The 15,941-nt window shown below is 61.3% G+C and carries 14 protein-coding genes; 11 read left to right on the top strand and 3 right to left on the bottom strand.

All coding sequences use genetic code 11. The features are described 5' to 3' along the window. Together YWU_RS0109875 and YWU_RS16280 are read left to right on the top strand one after the other, a co-directional pair. The coding region (locus tag YWU_RS0109875) for a transposase (RefSeq protein WP_027020337.1) at window positions 1-269 on the top strand (269 nt) is incomplete at its 5' end. A gap of 192 nt (window positions 270-461) precedes the next feature. Next, window positions 462-1,082 carry a toll/interleukin-1 receptor domain-containing protein gene (locus YWU_RS16280; RefSeq protein ID WP_051260250.1) on the top strand — a complete coding sequence of 207 codons (621 nt, stop codon included), beginning with the start codon at window positions 462-464 and terminating at the stop codon, window positions 1,080-1,082. Between the two features lie 155 nt (window positions 1,083-1,237). Here the strand turns inward: YWU_RS16280 and ppk2 are convergent, their stop codons facing one another. Together ppk2 and groL are read right to left on the bottom strand one after the other, a co-directional pair. Beyond that, window positions 1,238-2,137, bottom strand: coding sequence for a polyphosphate kinase 2 (ppk2, locus tag YWU_RS0109865; protein WP_027020336.1), 900 nt, complete (start codon window positions 2,135-2,137; stop codon window positions 1,238-1,240). A gap of 186 nt (window positions 2,138-2,323) precedes the next feature. Further along, the gene (gene groL, locus YWU_RS0109855; RefSeq protein WP_027020335.1) at window positions 2,324-3,952 is read right to left on the bottom strand and encodes a chaperonin GroEL; all 1,629 of its coding nucleotides are present in this window, start codon (window positions 3,950-3,952) and stop codon (window positions 2,324-2,326) included. A 296-nt stretch (window positions 3,953-4,248) separates the two neighbouring features. Here groL and YWU_RS0109850 point away from each other — a divergent pair, with 296 nt between their 5' ends. From YWU_RS0109850 to YWU_RS16265, 9 genes are all read left to right on the top strand, one after another. Continuing rightward, window positions 4,249-5,643: a dipeptidase gene (locus tag YWU_RS0109850; protein WP_084142070.1), complete on the top strand. Its 1,395-nt coding sequence runs from the start codon at window positions 4,249-4,251 to the stop codon at window positions 5,641-5,643. A 425-nt stretch (window positions 5,644-6,068) separates the two neighbouring features. Then, the gene (locus YWU_RS0109845) at window positions 6,069-6,623 is read left to right on the top strand and encodes a lipocalin/fatty-acid binding family protein (protein WP_027020333.1); all 555 of its coding nucleotides are present in this window, start codon (window positions 6,069-6,071) and stop codon (window positions 6,621-6,623) included. 165 nt (window positions 6,624-6,788) lie between these two features. Continuing rightward, window positions 6,789-9,863: a Na+/H+ antiporter subunit A gene (locus YWU_RS0109840; protein ID WP_027020332.1), complete on the top strand. Its 3,075-nt coding sequence runs from the start codon at window positions 6,789-6,791 to the stop codon at window positions 9,861-9,863. Next, window positions 9,860-10,390 (top strand): Na(+)/H(+) antiporter subunit C, encoded by a 531-nt coding sequence (locus tag YWU_RS0109835; RefSeq protein ID WP_027020331.1) that lies wholly within the window; start codon window positions 9,860-9,862, stop codon window positions 10,388-10,390. Before YWU_RS0109840 ends, YWU_RS0109835 begins: the two co-directional genes overlap by 4 nt. Next, window positions 10,380-12,113 (top strand): Na+/H+ antiporter subunit D, encoded by a 1,734-nt coding sequence (locus YWU_RS16275; RefSeq protein WP_084142068.1) that lies wholly within the window; start codon window positions 10,380-10,382, stop codon window positions 12,111-12,113. Before YWU_RS0109835 ends, YWU_RS16275 begins: the two co-directional genes overlap by 11 nt. Beyond that, window positions 12,113-12,805, top strand: a complete 693-nt coding sequence (locus YWU_RS16270; protein ID WP_051260249.1) for a Na+/H+ antiporter subunit E — start codon at window positions 12,113-12,115, stop codon at window positions 12,803-12,805. The genes YWU_RS16275 and YWU_RS16270 overlap by 1 nt, the downstream gene beginning before the upstream one ends. After that, window positions 12,802-13,173 (top strand): monovalent cation/H+ antiporter complex subunit F, encoded by a 372-nt coding sequence (locus tag YWU_RS0109820; protein WP_027020330.1) that lies wholly within the window; start codon window positions 12,802-12,804, stop codon window positions 13,171-13,173. Before YWU_RS16270 ends, YWU_RS0109820 begins: the two co-directional genes overlap by 4 nt. Beyond that, on the top strand, window positions 13,173-13,535 hold the full coding sequence (locus YWU_RS0109815) for a monovalent cation/H(+) antiporter subunit G (RefSeq protein ID WP_027020329.1): 363 nt from the start codon (window positions 13,173-13,175) through the stop codon (window positions 13,533-13,535). The genes YWU_RS0109820 and YWU_RS0109815 overlap by 1 nt, the downstream gene beginning before the upstream one ends. Window positions 13,536-13,589: 54 nt before the next feature. Continuing rightward, window positions 13,590-14,729: a siderophore-interacting protein gene (locus tag YWU_RS16265; RefSeq protein ID WP_051260248.1), complete on the top strand. Its 1,140-nt coding sequence runs from the start codon at window positions 13,590-13,592 to the stop codon at window positions 14,727-14,729. 6 nt (window positions 14,730-14,735) lie between these two features. On the opposite strand, the gene YWU_RS0109805 is transcribed toward YWU_RS16265, so the two are convergent. After that, a complete protein-coding gene (locus YWU_RS0109805) occupies window positions 14,736-15,932 on the bottom strand; it encodes a glutamate--cysteine ligase (protein ID WP_027020328.1) in 1,197 nt (398 codons plus the stop codon). Window positions 15,933-15,941: the final 9 nt, after the last annotated feature.

Raw genomic sequence — 15,941 nt, 5'->3', positions numbered from 1 at the left:
AGCTCATGAGCAGGGTGATCAACAGCATTCGTAAGGGCCTACCGAAGGGGCTGGAAGAGCTCGCGCAACTGGGTCGGACATTGTGGCGTCGGCGTGAGGATGTCCTGGCGTACTTCGATATCGGGGCGTCCAACGGTCCGGTCGAAGCCATCAACGGACGGCTCGAGCATCTACGCGGGATTGCTCTGGGGTTCAGGAATCTCAACCACTACATCTTGCGGTCACTGATCCACTCCGGCCAGATACACAACCGGATCAACGCACTCTAAATCGTGAAGAGCCAGTTTAATGGTCACACACGGCACACAATAGCACATATCGAGCCTAGTGAAGTAGCTCAAGAATCCAAAATAAGCTCAGTTAATTTCATATGCTACCAACACGCCCCAACATCATCCATTAACACCTCAATAAAGGTAAACGGGAGAGATACGGAAGCCGTCAGGAACCTCAAAAATGTCATGCAAGAGAAGATACCAAGTATCACCTCAGGCATTTTGCATAAAACTAAGCCAAAAACCGTAAGGCAAGAGATCTCCGAGAATGGTCGATCAATTTCCGTAATATTCGAACCTGAGAAAGCCACCTCTATCGAATCACTCCTCAAAGAGCCCAAGGAACATATTCCCCGAGTTTTCATCTCCTACTCCCACGATTCCGAGGAACATAAGGAGTGGGTCGCCAAACTGGCGCAAAAGCTCAACTCGATCGGCATTTGGGTACTGTTTGACCAGTGGGATACAAATCTGGGCAGCGATCTTCACCATTTCATGAACTCAGGAATAAAGAACTCGGATAGAATCCTGGCGATCTGCACGGAAAAGTACAACGATAAGAGCGAAGAAAATCAAGGCGGTGCCGCTTACGAGCGAATGCTCATGACCCCTGAACTATTCAGAAATACTGCATCAACCAAGATAATTCCTGTCGTCCGAGGGGCACAGGAACCCAAAACTCCCTCGTACCTTACATCTCGGTTTTATATTGATTTTACCGATGACTCTCAATTCGAGAGTAATTGGCTGAAGCTAGGCCATATTTTACTCTCACAAGAAAGTCAGCGCCCAGCTTTCGGGGTCTAGTTATCCAATTAAGGACGATCGAGCCGCACTGAACTATTACTCGTTTAGGACACCATGGTGAAAAACGCCGAACTCCCCACTCACCGACTCTCGAATCGGCGAGTGGGGAGTCAGTCGAGGAGATAACTGTCAGGAACCCTGAGCTTCCCTAAGGATCAGTCACCAATCTGATCGCGACCGCGCTTGACGATCTGCGGATCAGGATCGCCGACTAGTTCGTGGTCCTTACCGGTGTATTCGAACTTGGACAGGATGTAGCGCATCGCATTGATGCGGGCGCGCTTCTTGTCATTCGACTTGATGGTGATCCACGGTGACTCATCGGTGTCGGTGTACCGGAACTGCTCTTCCTTCGCGCGGGTGTAATCGTCCCAGCGATCAAGAGATGCGATGTCCATCGGCGAGAGCTTCCACTGGCGCACCGGATCGACCTGACGGATGGCGAAGCGGGTGCGCTGCTCCTTCTGAGTCACTGAGAACCAGAACTTGGTGAGGGAGATACCGGAACCGAGGATCATGTTCTCCAGCATCGGGACCTCGCGGAGAAATTCCGTGTGCTGGGATTCGGTGCAGAAGCCCATGACGCGCTCGACGCCGGAGCGGTTGTACCAAGAGCGGTCGAAGAAGACGATCTCTCCGCCGCAGGGGAAGTGCTCGATGTAGCGCTGGAAGTACCACGAGGTGGACTCGCGGGGAGAGGGCTTTTCCAGGGCAACAGTGCGGGCACCACGGGGGTTGAGGTGCTCGTTGAAGCGCTTGATGGTGCCACCCTTGCCGGCGGCGTCACGGCCTTCAAAAAGGATGATGTGCTTCTGGCCGGTGTCCTTGGTCCAGTTTTGCCACTTGATCAGTTCGATCTGTAGCTTGCGCTTGGTTTCCTCGTACTCATCGCGGGTTACGCGTGAGTCGTAGGGGTACTGGTCCCGCCAGGTGTCGATCCGGTGCCCATCCGGGGTGACCAGTACCGGGTCATCTTCGTCGGAATCATCGACGATGTAACCCTCGGTGGCCGCCAGATCAACGACGTGGAAGCCCTCTTCATTCTTTTCCGCCATAGATGCAGAATACCCCCGAACCCCCTGGGCAGACAGGCGAAGCGATGGGTGTTCACCACCGCCACCCCCGAAAGGGAATCGCCCGATGAACATCTGGCAGACGCACGGGAAAACCCCGTTTCCCTCCGTGAAATACGTTGGGAAGCGGGGTATTCGAGAAAGCGCGGAAGAGCAGGCGCAGGAGGCTTAGAAGCCGCCCATGCCACCCATCTCGTCGCCACCCGGCATTGCGGGAGCGGCCGGCTCCGGCTTGTCAGCAACAACAGCCTCGGTGGTGAGGAACAGAGCCGCGATGGACGCTGCGTTCTGCAGTGCCGAGCGGGTGACCTTCACCGGGTCGTTGATGCCAGCAGCCATGAGGTCCACGTACTCGCCGGTAGCGGCGTTCAGGCCGTGGCCGACCTCGAGGCCTGCAACGCGCTCTGCGACAACGCCGGCTTCCAGGCCTGCGTTCAGAGCGATCTGACGCAGCGGTGCAGCCAGTGCGGCGCGAACGATGCGGACACCGGTGGCTTCGTCGCCGTCCAGGCCCAGCTCGTCATCAAGCACGTGAGCGGTCTGCAGCAGTGCGGAACCGCCACCTGCGACGATGCCCTCTTCAACGGCAGCCTTCGCGTTACGGACGGCGTCCTCAATGCGGTGCTTGCGCTCCTTGAGCTCGACCTCGGTAGCAGCACCTGCCTTGATGACAGCGACGCCACCGGAAAGCTTGGCCAGGCGCTCCTGGAGCTTCTCGCGGTCGTAGTCCGAGTCAGAGTTCTCAATCTCGGCGCGAATCTGGTTGACACGGCCTTCGATGGCGGCCTGGTCGCCAGCGCCCTCGACGATGGTGGTGTCATCCTTGGTGATGACAACCTTGCGAGCGCGGCCCAGCAGCGGCAGGTCAGCGGTCTCCAGGGAGAGTCCGACCTCTTCTGCGATGACCTGGCCATCAGTCAGGATCGCGATGTCCTGCAGCATGGCCTTGCGACGGTCACCGAAGCCCGGTGCCTTCACGGCGACGGACTTGAAGGTGCCACGGATCTTGTTGACGACCAGGGTGGACAGAGCCTCACCCTCAACATCCTCGGCGATGATCAGCAGCGGCTTGCCGGACTGCATGACCTTCTCCAGCAGCGGCAGGAGATCCTTGATGTTGGAGATCTTGGAGGAGACTAGCAGCACGTACGGGTCTTCCAGGACTGCCTCGCCACGCTCAACGTCGGTGGCGAAATAACCGGAGATGTAGCCCTTGTCGAAGCGCATACCCTCGGTCAGCTCGAGATCCAGGCCGAAGGTGTTGGCCTCCTCGACGGTGATAACGCCTTCCTTGCCGACGGTGTCCATTGCGGTTGCAATGAGCTCACCGATGGCCGGGTCCGCAGCGGAAATGCCTGCGGTAGCAGCGATCTGGTCCTTGGTCTCGATTTCCTTGGCGGTCTCAAGCAGCTCGGCGGTCACAGCGGCGACAGCCTTCTCGATGCCGCGCTTGATACCCATCGGGTTCGAGCCAGCAGCCAGGTTGCGCAGGCCCTCAGAGACGAGGGACTGTGCCAGCACGGTAGCGGTGGTGGTTCCGTCGCCAGCGACGTCGTCGGTCTTCTTAGCGACCTCCTTCACCAACTCCGCGCCGATCTTCTCGTAGGGGTCTTCCAGGTCAATCTCACGAGCGATGGACACACCGTCGTTGGTGATCAGCGGGGCTCCCCACTTACGCTCCAGAACGACGTTGCGACCCTTGGGTCCGAGGGTGACTTTGACAGCGTCGGCCAGTGTGTTCAGGCCGTTCTCGAGGCCGCGGCGGGCCTCCTCGTCGAAAGCAATGATCTTGGCCATGAGGCTAACGATCCTCCGTAGATGAAACGACACTTCGATGGGGCCGGCCTGGCGCCCGCGACGGCACGGAACCGGAAAGTGTCACCCGGAACCTCACCTGACCGGCAAGTTCTTGTTCGTTTTGTCTGCGCCCCAACCGGAGATCGCCACGCCCCATCGGTCCGGGGCCTGGCACTTACCAACTGAGAGTGCTAAATCCCGTTTTTAGCACTCGCGCCCACCGAGTGCAAGATTCGGGGAAGAGACAAAAGCCTTGCTTCCCGACGCCCCAGTCCACGACTCCTACACTCGACCCCATGAACACCACCACTTCTGGCCGGGATTCCTCCGGCAACACACTGACCGCGGCCGCCGATCGCGCCCGCGAGTTAATCACCAACGACATGGAGACGGTGAAGGCCCAACTGGCACACCTAATCTCCTTCGCATCCGTGCATGATGAACCCTCCACCGTCGATGATTGCGCAGGAGCCGCAGAGGCTGCGCGAGAATTCTTTGCTGAGGCGGGCTTCGATCTCACCGCACGCCAGACCGTGGATGGGTCGATCACCCTGCTGGGCCATCGCCCGGCACCGGAAGGCCGCCCGACGGTGCTGCTCTACTCCCACCATGATGTCCAGCCGGCCGGTGACGTCTCCGAGTGGACTGCGGATCCGTGGACGCTCGATGAGCGCGACGGCCGGTGGTACGGACGAGGCACGGCTGATTGCAAGGGAAACGTCGTAATGCATCTTGCAGCGCTGCGCGCGCTGGCCACGATGGGAGTTGACCTGCCGGGACTGCGGATTGTCGTCGAGGGATCAGAGGAGCGCGGAGGCGCTGACCTGGACCACCTACTGCGTACGGAGCCGGAGCTGTTCGCCTCGGACGTGATTCTGATTGCGGACGTGGGGAACGTGGCCGTCGGGAAGCCGACGCTTGTTACCACCTTGCGTGGGACCGCTGACGTGGATGTTCGCGTAGACACGCTGGCAGGGCCGGTGCACTCGGGAATGTTCGGCGGTGCGGCGCCGGATGCGCTTGCCACGCTGATTCGTCTGCTTGATTCGCTGCGCGATGGCGACGGCAACACCTCCATCGACGGTCTCGACTGCACTGCCCGGTGGGAAGGCAATCCCTATGACGCGGAGACCTTCCGCTCGGATGCGGGAGTGCTTGACGACGTTGCGCTGATGTCAGAAGTCTCCGACGCCTCCGTCGCGGACCTGACGTGGGCGCGCCCGGCGTTGATCGTCACTGGCATTGACTGCCCGCCGGCGACGAACCCGGTCAATGCGATCCCATCCACGGCGACGGCGCACTTGAACCTGCGCGTGCCCCCGGGAATGGACCCGCAGGCGGCTCAGGACGCGCTCGTGGCCCACCTGAAGGCGCACTCCCCGGCCAGCGCGAAGGTAACGGTGACTCGGGACATCGTGGCGAAGCCGTTTTCTGCAAACGTCGACGGCGCCGCGGTGCAGCACCTGCAAGATGCACTAACCGCGAGTTACCGCGAGGAGACGGTCCACACCGGCGAAGGTGCGTCGATTCCCCTGTGCGCCGGGCTAACTGAGGCGGTGCCGGATGCGGACATCATTCTGTTCGGAGTGGAGGAGCCACAGTGCCGAATTCACTCCGCAGATGAGTCGGTAGACCCGAACGAAATCCGCGACATTGCAGTGGCCGAAGCCGCGTTCCTGGCCACGATCTGACCGATAGCGGCTGTGCATGCGGCGGTTCAGGGGCAAAAATCGCCCCAACCTCCGCTAACACCGATCACTCTTTCCGAACTGTCCGGGTCAGCCCGTCGATAACCCCGGTCGGGGCTTTCCCGCCGGGGTCCTGATTGCAGTGCGAACACTCAATATCCGAGAGTGTGCGTCAGATCACCCCCACTCGGGTTGTCCCCGTTCACCTAGACGCAACAATTCCAGGGTCAGGGGGTTGCGATGTACGCCACAGTGGGTCTAGCGTTTCCTCCATGCTGAACATTCGACTTCGAGTAGCGAAGGCTACGAACCCCGGCGGAGGCAAGGACTGACCCCTCTGCTCGGGGTCTCTGGCCGCTACCAACACGCGCACCAAGAGTCAGTCGGGACATCCCAGACATCTCTCGACATGTGAGGAACGCAGCACAATGTTCACCAGCACCCGCAAGAACACGTCCACGTCCATGACTTTCCAGGCTGATTCAGCTGAAACCGGGACGCAGGACGAATCTTCCTTTACCCGCACGTTCGCGGAAGATCCCTTCCGTGCCCGCTTCAGCCACCGCCTGCCGCGCGGACTGCGCCAAGAAGCACGAGGCATGGACTGGAAGACGTTCACCGCGACGTACGCCCCCACCGGCGGCCCCTTGGAGATCCGAAACTTCGCCTCGACCCGTGGTCGCGCCGGACGCTCCGACTTCACCGCAGAGATCACCACCGCCCGTGGCACCGGCTCCGCCACCACCCGAGTCCGTGAGGTCAGTGCAATGGGCCCGGTGTCCGCCGCAACCAACCTGCTGGCTGACTCCGGCTACCGCGTCGAGATCGTCGAATTCCACCAGCTGGAGATCTTCGAGGCGACGGTCACCTTCATCTACGCCGCACACAACACCACTCGGGTATGGACGATGGGCTTCGGACAGACGCCGGAAAAGTCCATCATCTCCGCGATGACCGGCGCCGCGAACCGCCTTCACGGCTGAGAAAATCCTGAGTGTTTGGTCAGGCCTCTAAATAGGCGGAGTGTTCCTGAGCAGTTCCTTATCAGTGTTCCGCACTGCAGATAGGTCAATCCTGAACGCACCCCAGGGTTAATCATCATGAACTGTTGTTGCAGTATCACTGACTGATTCCGCAATATAGAGGGCATGACCGTCCTCCTCTGCCTGCTCACCGTGACGGCGGTAGCGGCGCCGTGGACGATCCGCCGACTGGGGACGCGTGCGTTCCCTCTTCTCGCACTTCCCCTGGCCGCCGGTGCGGTCTGGATGGGGATGCAACTGGTCGGATTGATCTCCGGCGACGAACCGCGAGTTGAACACTTCGAATGGATGCCGCTGGTCCATCTGGACATCACAATGCGGCTCGGCCCGATTGCCGCGTTCTTCGGAACGCTGGTTCTCGCGGTCGGCGTCTTGGTGCTTATCTACTGCGCCGGATACTTCCACAATCCACCACCTGGCAAGCGCCGCCGATTAGCCTTCTTCGCAGGTCAACTCGTCGGATTTGCTGCCGCGATGTACGGACTTGTTGTCGCCGACAACATGCTCCTGATGTACATCTTCTGGGAAATTACGTCAGTATTGTCGTTCCTCCTGGTGGGTTACTACGCGGAACGTGCGTCCTCACGACGGGCCGCGACGCAGGCACTTATGGTCACCACACTCGGTGGCCTCGTCATGCTGGTCGGCATCATCTTGATGGGACAGACCACCGGCGAATGGACCTTCTCCGGACTCACCCAGCTCACTGATACGCAGCTAAATTCCACTGCAGTCGCAGTCGCAGTAATCCTCATGGTGATCGGCGCACTGTCGAAGTCCGCCATCGCCCCGGCCCACTTCTGGCTCCCAGGCGCCATGGCCGCACCGACGCCTGTCTCCGCATACCTGCACTCGGCAGCCATGGTGAAGGCCGGCGTCTTCCTGGTGGCAGTGCTCTCCCCGACCTTCGGTGGAACGACATACTGGCACTTAGTAATCTTGCCTCTGGGCATCTTGACGATGATCATGGCCGGTTGGGTCGCCCTGCGACAGACCGATCTGAAGCTGATCCTGGCCTACGGCACTGTCTCCCAGCTCGGCTTCATCATCACGGTGACTGCCGTCGGCACCCGCGATGCGCTACTGGCTGGTCTGGCTCTGACTCTGGGTCACGCAATGTTCAAGGCTGCCTTGTTCATGACCGCCGGTGCGATCGACCACACCACCGGCACCCGTGACATTCGGAAGCTCTCTGGCCTGGGCCGCAAGTCTCCGCAGATGGCGATCATCGCCATCCTCGCCGGTGCGTCCATGGCAGGCATTCCGCCGATGTTCGGATTCGTTGCGAAGGAGGCAGCACTCGCCTCGACGATGGAAGCAGAGTCGCTTAACGGCATGCCTGCTGTCTTCGTGACCTTCGGCATCGTCATCGGCTCGATTCTCACGGTGACGTACACGCTGCGTCTGCTGTGGGAGGCCTTCGTCACCAAGCCGGACTCCCATCCCTCTGGCGGTGGCACCTCTCCGGCAGTGGCGAATATGTCCAAGCCTTCCCAGTGGATGCTGGGCCCGGCCTGGTTGCTCGCGATCCTCAGCCTGGTGCTCGGATTCATCCCGAGCGTCGCTCAGGCAATCTTCGATCCGTACCTCTACGAGCGGTTCCCGGATTCAGACCACTCCACCTACCTCGCGTTGTGGCACGGCTTTAACACCGCCCTTGCACTGACCGGCGTGATCCTGGTGTCCGGTTACATCCTTTTCCGCTTCCGGAAGCTCCTGGCCCGCGCATACTTCAACCCGCCGGCCCTCGGCGACGCGAACGTTATGTACGACAAGGTGCTCGACGGCGCCCGCAAGCTCTCACTCCGCGTCACCGCCGCCACCCAGAAGGGTTCGCTGCCGCTGACCGAGGCAATCATCCTCGGTGTGCTTATCGTGCTGCCGATCTCCTCGTTGGTTCTCGGCCAGCGCGACGACCTGGTGATGTACCTCTGGGACACCCCGGCCCAGGGCGCTGCTGCACTGATCATCGTGATCGCTGCGGTTGCCGCGACGCAGGCCCGCAACCGACTCACCGGAGTCATCCTCGTGGGTGTCACCGGTTATGGCCTGGCATTCCTGTTCGTCTTCCAGGGCGCGCCAGACCTGGCGCTGACCCAGATCCTCGTCGAGACCATCGTCATGGTCGTCTTCGTCCTGGTGCTGCGCACACTGCCGGCGTCCACCACCCGCTCTCAGCCGATGCTCGGCCGTGCCCGGGCATGGTTGGCGATTGGTGTGGGTGTATCCGTCGCAACGCTTGGTGCGTTTGCCATGGCTGCCCGCAACACGGAGGCAGTCTCGACCGTCATCCCAGAGCTGGCCTACGAGATCGGACACGGCGCCAACGCCGTCAACGTCCTTCTTGTCGACATCCGTGCGTGGGATACCTTCGGTGAGGTCTCCGTGCTGGTCGTCGCTGCCCTCGGTGTTGCATCCCTGGTCTTCCGTACCCACCGCACGTATGCGATCTCGCGTACTCCGGATGTGGGAACACGTCGTTCCCAGCGCCGTTCGCAGCGCTGGCTGTCGACTTCCGGAACCAAGGTGGACAAGGGCAAGCGTCCGCTGATGGTCGTGGTGGTGACCAGGTTCCTGTTCCCCACCATGATGGCCCTGTCGATCTACTTCTTCTTCTCCGGTCACAACGCACCGGGCGGCGGATTCGCCGGTGGCCTGGTCGCCGGCCTGGCCATCACCATCCGGTACCTCGCCGGTGGCCGTTGGGAACTCAACGAGTCGGTCCCGATCCTCACCGACCGCCTGCTGGGCATCGGTCTGATCGCTGGTGTCGCCTCGGCATTGTGGCCGTTGGTTCTGCTGTGGCCGCCGCTGACCTCCTGGTATACCACGGTCAACCTGCCGGGCATCGAGAACCTCAACCTGGTGTCCCCGCTGCTGTTCGACCTCAGCGTCTACCTGATCGTCATCGGCACCGTCACCTACATGCTCCGATCCCTCGGAGCGCGTATCGACATCGAGGCGGACCGTCGCGCCGAACGTGCTCGTTCCCGCCGCGTGAACCTCACGATGCTGGGACGCACCCGTCAGTACCGCAAGGGTGCCGAGCGCGCGGCCCGACACAAGCTGCCGGAAGACAAGCTTTCGCCACCGATCGGCCGTAAGGCCATGAAGTCCGCGGGTACTGAACCTCCGACCGAATCCGGGCCGACGACCGAAAGCGATGGTGATCACCAGTGAGTATCAACTTCATCCTGCTCGCCACAGTCGGCATTCTCATGGCCGCAGGCGTGTACTTGTTCCTCGACCGTGCCATCACCCGCATGCTCCTCGGACTGCTGCTGATGGGTAACGGACTTAACCTGCTGCTCCTGCTGGCCGGTGGCCCTCCGGGCAATCCGCCGATTTGGGGTCGCGAAACCGAACTATTCGAGAACACTGCGGACCCGCTTCCGCAGGCGCTGATCCTCACCGCCATCGTGATCATGCTCGGCTTGACCGCATTCATCCTGGCCTTGGCCTATCGCCAGCACCGTTACCGTGCCGGCGGCGACCAGGTCCAGGACGATCCGGAAGATCTCGCAATCCTGCGCAGGCAGCTGCGAGACCCGGCGCAGGCCCCGGACCGGGACCGTTCAGACGACCCCACCACCGGTAGGCCTACGGAAGCCGGCGACCAGTTCGGCCCCGAGAGCTTCGAGAAGCCAGTCGAAACCGCGCCGGAGACGGCCGACCAGACGGAGAAGGAGGAGAAGAATGACAATTGATCAGCTCATGCTCATCCTGATTCCGATGCCGGTCATCATCCCGGCCGCGACGGCAGGCCTGGCCCTTCTGTTCGCTAGGCGTCCCCGCCTGCAGCAGGCTCTGAGCCTCGCATCGCTGCTGATGCTGCTGTTCCTCTCGTTTGCGCTGGTCTATCTAGTGCAGGTCCACGGGATCTACACCGTCCAGCTCGGTGGTTGGAATGCTCCGGTGGGCATCACGCTCGTCGCCGATGGTCTGTCCACCGTGATGATCGCTGTTTCTCAGCTCGTCCTGTTCGCAGTCCTCTGGTTCGGCATCGGACAGGGTATTCGGGATGGCTCGGACGATGACCCGATCGCGGTGTTCATCCCCTCGTACATGCTGCTCAACATGGGTGTCTCCATGGCGTTCCTCGCCGGTGACCTCTTCAACATGTACGTCGGCTTCGAGGTTCTCCTCGTTGCTTCCTACGTGCTGCTGACCCTAGGTGCTTCCGCACAGCGAATCCGTGCCGGCGTCTCATACGTCATGGTCAACATGCTGTCGTCGCTGGTGTTCCTGGCCGCTATCGCGCTGGTCTACGCCGCGGTCGGCACCGTGAACTTCGCGCACATCTCCATCCGTATGGAGGATGTGCCCGACGGCACCAGGACAGCAATCTTCGCAGTCTTGCTGGTGGCCTTCTCAGTGAAGGCAGCAGTGTTCCCGATGGCCTCCTGGCTCCCGGATTCCTATCCTTCGGCCCCATCGATGGTCACGGCGGTGTTCGCCGGCCTGCTGACAAAGGTCGGTGTCTACGCCATCATCCGTGCCCGAACGGTCCTCTTCCCCGAAGGGGCGGGCTTGGACACGGTGCTGATGTGGGCAGGTTTGGCCACGATGATCATGGGCATCCTCGGCGCGATGGCCCAGACGGAAATCAAACGCCTGCTGTCGTTCACACTGGTCAGCCACATCGGTTACATGATTTTCGGTATTGCCTTGGGCAACGAACTGGGTATGTCCGGCGCAATCTTCTACGCCGTGCACCACATCCTCGTGCAGACAGCGCTGTTCCTGGTTGTCGGGCTCATCGAACGCCAAGCAGGTTCATCCTCACTGCGCAGGCTCGGCAGTTTGGCAAAGGTATCGCCACTGTTGGCGATCCTCTACCTGGTCCCGGCACTCAACCTGGGTGGTATCCCACCGTTCTCTGGCTTCCTCGGCAAGGTCATGCTCGTCGAGGCCGGCGCAGAGAACGGCTCCTCCCTTGCCTGGATCCTTATCGCCGGTGCCATCATTACGTCCTTGCTGACGCTGTACACCATGGTCATCGTCTGGTCGAAGGCCTTCTGGCGGGACCGCTCGGATGCCCCGGACGGCGACACTGTCCTGGCTCGTCCGATGACCCTGCAGGAGAACCCGGAGTTCACCAAGGTCGAGGAGCGCGAGGACGTCGGCCGCATGCCGGTCGGCATGCTCGCACCCACGGCTCTTCTCATCGCCGGTTCGCTGGCGGTCACCGTCTTCGCCGGTCCCCTGTCGGATGCGACGACAAGCGCCGCGGAGAGCGTCTCTGACGTTGATGCTTATCGGGCTGCAGTCCTGGGCACCGACAATGTGGAAGAGCAAATGGGCATCTACGATCCGGGCCGTACCCTGGACGACACGGTCCACGATCCGTACGGAGAATCGGACGACTCCGATGACCCGGAGATGCCGGGTGTCTCCACCGACGCGAACGCTGAAGGAGGCGGGCAGTAATGGCCACCACCCCCGATCAGCCGTCCAAGAACGGAAACGGCAATGGAAACGGCGTCCGCGAGCGGGCCTCTGAGGCTCGGGAGAAGGCGCGCAACGCACGGCCCTCAGCCTTGATGTTCCTCTGGATCGTCGTGGTCTGGCTCCTGCTGTGGGGCGAATTGACCCTCGGCAACATCGTGGCCGGTGTTGTCGTAGCACTCATCGTCACGCTGCTATTCCCGATGCCGCGCATCCCAGTTCGTCGCATCCGAATCAACTGGGTCGCGATGATCTCGATGTTCTTCGTATGGGCATGGGAATTCTCAATGGCCTCGGTGTCGGTGGCATGGCTCGCGGTACGCCGCGCTGATCCGCCGATGTCCGCAATTGTGAAGTTCCGGCTGTACACGCACGAGGAGCTGACCATCGCGGCGAACGTCGCGCTGATCAATCTCCAGCCTGGCGGTCTGGTCACTGACATCGACACGTCCAACCAGGAATACACGATGCATATCCTCGACGCGTCCTCTACCGGGCGGCTCGATCACACCATCGACCAGATCAACCACCTGCATGCACGGGTCGTCAGGGCGTTCGAGAGCAGAGAGATCGAGCTTCCCGACGCCTCATCCACCATCGCCGGCCACGTCGATACACCTCGGCCGGACACCGGTTCGGCCGCTGATTCGGCTACCAAGGAGGAGAAGCGATGAATCCCGATATCTACCAGACCGGACTGGGCATAGCCGCGTTCATCTACTTCGTTGCGGTGATGCTGGTCCTGGGCCGCATGCTCGCCGGTCCCAACTCGCTGGACCGTCTGCTCAGCCTCGAGTCCATGGTTGCCCTCATGCAGGGACTGATCGCCATGTACATCGTGTGGACGATGGAAACCTCTTGGGTGTACGCGATGCTCGTCACGGCACTCCTCGGATTCATCTCGTCGCTGGCTGTTGCTCGATACCGTGTTCCCGACGTCCGGAAGACGGATCGTGCCGGTGCCCCTCGCGGCTCTGAGTCGATTCCGAAGAAGGCTGAATCCGCCAAGGCCGAGGCCAAGGAAGCAAAGGAGGAGAACTGATGGATCTGTTTCTCGACATCCTGTCCCTGACCTTCATCCTGCTGGGCGCACTACTGGCGGTATCCACCGCCTTGGGCGTGGCCCGTTTCCGTGACACCGTCAGCCGGATGCACGCGTCGTCGAAGCCCCAGACGATGGGTCTGGCACTGACTCTGATCGGTGTGATTCTCCACATCATCGTGCACGGTGACCTCAGTATCCAGGTCCGTGGTGACCTAGGCATGCTGGTTCTGATCATGCTGTTCGCGCTGATGACGGCGCCGGTGATCGGTAACCGTATCTCCCACGTCGCGAAGCGCGAAGGTCTCATCGACCGCGAAGCGCTGTCTCGTGATGACGAGGCGACTACGATCAAACACTGATCTCCGCCCCGTCGGGCTTTGCCGATCGACCTCATTGCATTAGGTTTGGCTTACATGGCTAACGATGCAGTGATCGCGGAGCTCGACGAGGTCAACCCGCGGTTGATTAAGCACTACAACGACACCTACGCGGACGCCGTCGACATCGTCTGCCGTGCGCACCTGAAGCGTGACGAGGTCCGCAGCGCCCGTTTCATCGCTTTTGACGTAAACGGGCTGACCGCTCAGGTCACCGACGCTGCCGGGACTGACGAAGAAGTCCGCGTGGAGTTCCCCAGCCAGGTGACATCCCTGATGAACCTGGAGGAACTCACCCTCAAGGTCATCGCCGAGGCTCGCTCATTGCTGGGCATCTCCACGCTGACCACTCCTGAGCGTCAGACTCAGCAGGTCAATGAGATCAAGACCTACGTCACCTCTGTCGTGCGTACTGAGCAGGTCTCCCCCACTTTCCGGCAAATCACTTTCGGCGGTGGCGACTTGGCACACTTCGAGCCGGGCGGCCTGGACCAGTTCATCTATGTGATGAATCCGCCGCATGGAAAGTCGGAACTCAGCGTCGACAGCTCCTTCCGCAGGGAAGACTTCGGGTCCTTCACGGAGGAAACCCAGCCGGTCGGCGCTTATTACACGGTCCGTGCGTGGCGCCCAGAGCAGGCCGAAATCGACATGCTGTACGTCCTCCATGGTGCTGGCGACAATCACGCCCCTGCACCAGGCACGGCGGCCGAGTGGGCCATGAACGCCAAGCCCGGCGACAAGGCCGCGATGTGGGGACCTCGGACTGCCTACGAGCCGCCAGCGGACACTGACTGGGTTCTCTTGGCAGGAGACGAGACCGCGCTGCCGGCGATCAGCGTCATCCTGGAAAACCTCCCGGAGGGAACCCCGGCCCACGCATTCATCGAGATCGGTGACGACGGGGATCGCCTTCCCCTGCCTGAGCGCGCGGACATCCACGTGCATTGGCTCCATCGCGGTTCCGCTCACGCGGGAACCACGCATCTGCTTTCCGACGCCCTCCGCGACCTCACCTTCCCTGACGGCAACGTCTACGCCTGGGGTGGTGCCGAATCAGCAGAGATGCGCGCCGCAACGAAGGTGTTGCGTCGGGAGCGAGGCGTCGAACGCCACCGCCTGCGCATGGTCGGTTACTGGCTCCATGATGGGGCCGACGCAACCGACGACGACTAGAAGGCGCTAGTCCAGGATCGGGCGACCGAGCTTCAGCTCGCGCACGCCCAGATCCACCGCAGCCGCCCACGGAGAGGCCCCGAGGTCAGCCTCGATCGCACGGACCTCTTCCTCGGTTGCCAGTGCCGGGGCGGCACCTGCGCGCGCAGCAGCGGCGCGCTGGCGCTCATATCCGGCACCACCATTGATGATCTCGTGGATGATTCGGAGTTCAACGACGCAGTTGAGGTCCGCAGCGATCGGCTCCAAGGTGACGAGGAGATCAGCGAGATCATCCTTCACCCACCGTTCGGTGGTGTCCCGATCGGTGATGACCAGCGCATCCATGCCGTATCGAGCGGCGCGCCATTTGTTTTCGGCGGTGTGCCAGGGCTGGATTGACGGCAGCTCTTCGCCGGCCTCGTACATCCGGTCGTAGTGAACAACCAAGCAGTGAATAAAGGCGACGATGGCCGAGAGCTCACGCATGTTCGTCGTGGAGTCCGCCACTCGTACCTCGATGGTGCCGAGGTTCGACGCCGGTCGAATATCCACGTGCATCGACCCGGTGTGGTTGATGACACCGGACTTCGACTGGTCATGCATGTATGACTGCCACTGCTCCCAGGTGTCGATGGCAGGGGGCAAACCGGCCGTCGGGAGCTGCCGGTAGAGCAGGGATCGGTTGGACGCGTATCCCATGTCCTCACCGTTCCAACTGGGCGAGGATGCAGACATGGCCAGGATGTGCGGGAACTGCACCTGCAATGCGTTGATGATCGGCCAGACACGGTCCGCATCCTTCACACCCACATGCACGTGGATGCCCCAGATGATCATCTGACGGCCCCACCACTGAGTGCGCTCGAGAATTTCACGGTGAGCAGGCTTGGGCCCAACGATCTGGTCCGTGCCACGGGTGAAAGGATGCGATCCGGAGGACCAGAGATCAACTTCCAGCTGATCGGTGACACTGCGGAGAAGGTCCAAGCGGCCCTGCAAGTCCTTCACAGCCTGTGGGACATCCTCGCAAATGCCGGTGACCAGTTCCACCGTGTTCGCCAAGAACTCTCGATGGAGCCCATGCCCGGGATGATCGCGGTCGAGGATCTCCATCACCTGTTCCGCCACCGGCACCGTGTCACGGGTCTGGCGGTCGACAAAGACGAGCTCCCACTCCACGCCAAGGGTGGGGCGGGGCGATCCGGTGAAATTCTCGGTCATTGTCCTATT

Source organism: Corynebacterium sputi DSM 45148, assembly GCF_000427865.1.
Classification (GTDB): domain Bacteria; phylum Actinomycetota; class Actinomycetes; order Mycobacteriales; family Mycobacteriaceae; genus Corynebacterium; species Corynebacterium sputi.
Note: the sequence above shows the minus strand (reverse complement) of the source record. Positions and strands in the feature narration are given on the sequence as shown.

What these genes read in the sequence shown, in the direction of transcription:
- YWU_RS16280 (WP_051260250.1), top strand. Translation starts at nt 462, where the DNA reads ATGCAAGAGAAGATACCAAGTATCACCTCAGGCATTTTGCATAAAACT.
- ppk2 (WP_027020336.1), bottom strand. Translation starts at nt 2,137, where the DNA reads ATGGCGGAAAAGAATGAAGAGGGCTTCCACGTCGTTGATCTGGCGGCC.
- groL (WP_027020335.1), bottom strand. Translation starts at nt 3,952, where the DNA reads ATGGCCAAGATCATTGCTTTCGACGAGGAGGCCCGCCGCGGCCTCGAG.
- YWU_RS0109850 (WP_084142070.1), top strand. Translation starts at nt 4,249, where the DNA reads ATGAACACCACCACTTCTGGCCGGGATTCCTCCGGCAACACACTGACC.
- YWU_RS0109845 (WP_027020333.1), top strand. Translation starts at nt 6,069, where the DNA reads ATGTTCACCAGCACCCGCAAGAACACGTCCACGTCCATGACTTTCCAG.
- YWU_RS0109840 (WP_027020332.1), top strand. Translation starts at nt 6,789, where the DNA reads ATGACCGTCCTCCTCTGCCTGCTCACCGTGACGGCGGTAGCGGCGCCG.
- YWU_RS16275 (WP_084142068.1), top strand. Translation starts at nt 10,380, where the DNA reads ATGACAATTGATCAGCTCATGCTCATCCTGATTCCGATGCCGGTCATC.
- YWU_RS16270 (WP_051260249.1), top strand. Translation starts at nt 12,113, where the DNA reads ATGGCCACCACCCCCGATCAGCCGTCCAAGAACGGAAACGGCAATGGA.
- YWU_RS0109820 (WP_027020330.1), top strand. Translation starts at nt 12,802, where the DNA reads ATGAATCCCGATATCTACCAGACCGGACTGGGCATAGCCGCGTTCATC.
- YWU_RS0109815 (WP_027020329.1), top strand. Translation starts at nt 13,173, where the DNA reads ATGGATCTGTTTCTCGACATCCTGTCCCTGACCTTCATCCTGCTGGGC.
- YWU_RS16265 (WP_051260248.1), top strand. Translation starts at nt 13,590, where the DNA reads ATGGCTAACGATGCAGTGATCGCGGAGCTCGACGAGGTCAACCCGCGG.
- YWU_RS0109805 (WP_027020328.1), bottom strand. Translation starts at nt 15,932, where the DNA reads ATGACCGAGAATTTCACCGGATCGCCCCGCCCCACCCTTGGCGTGGAG.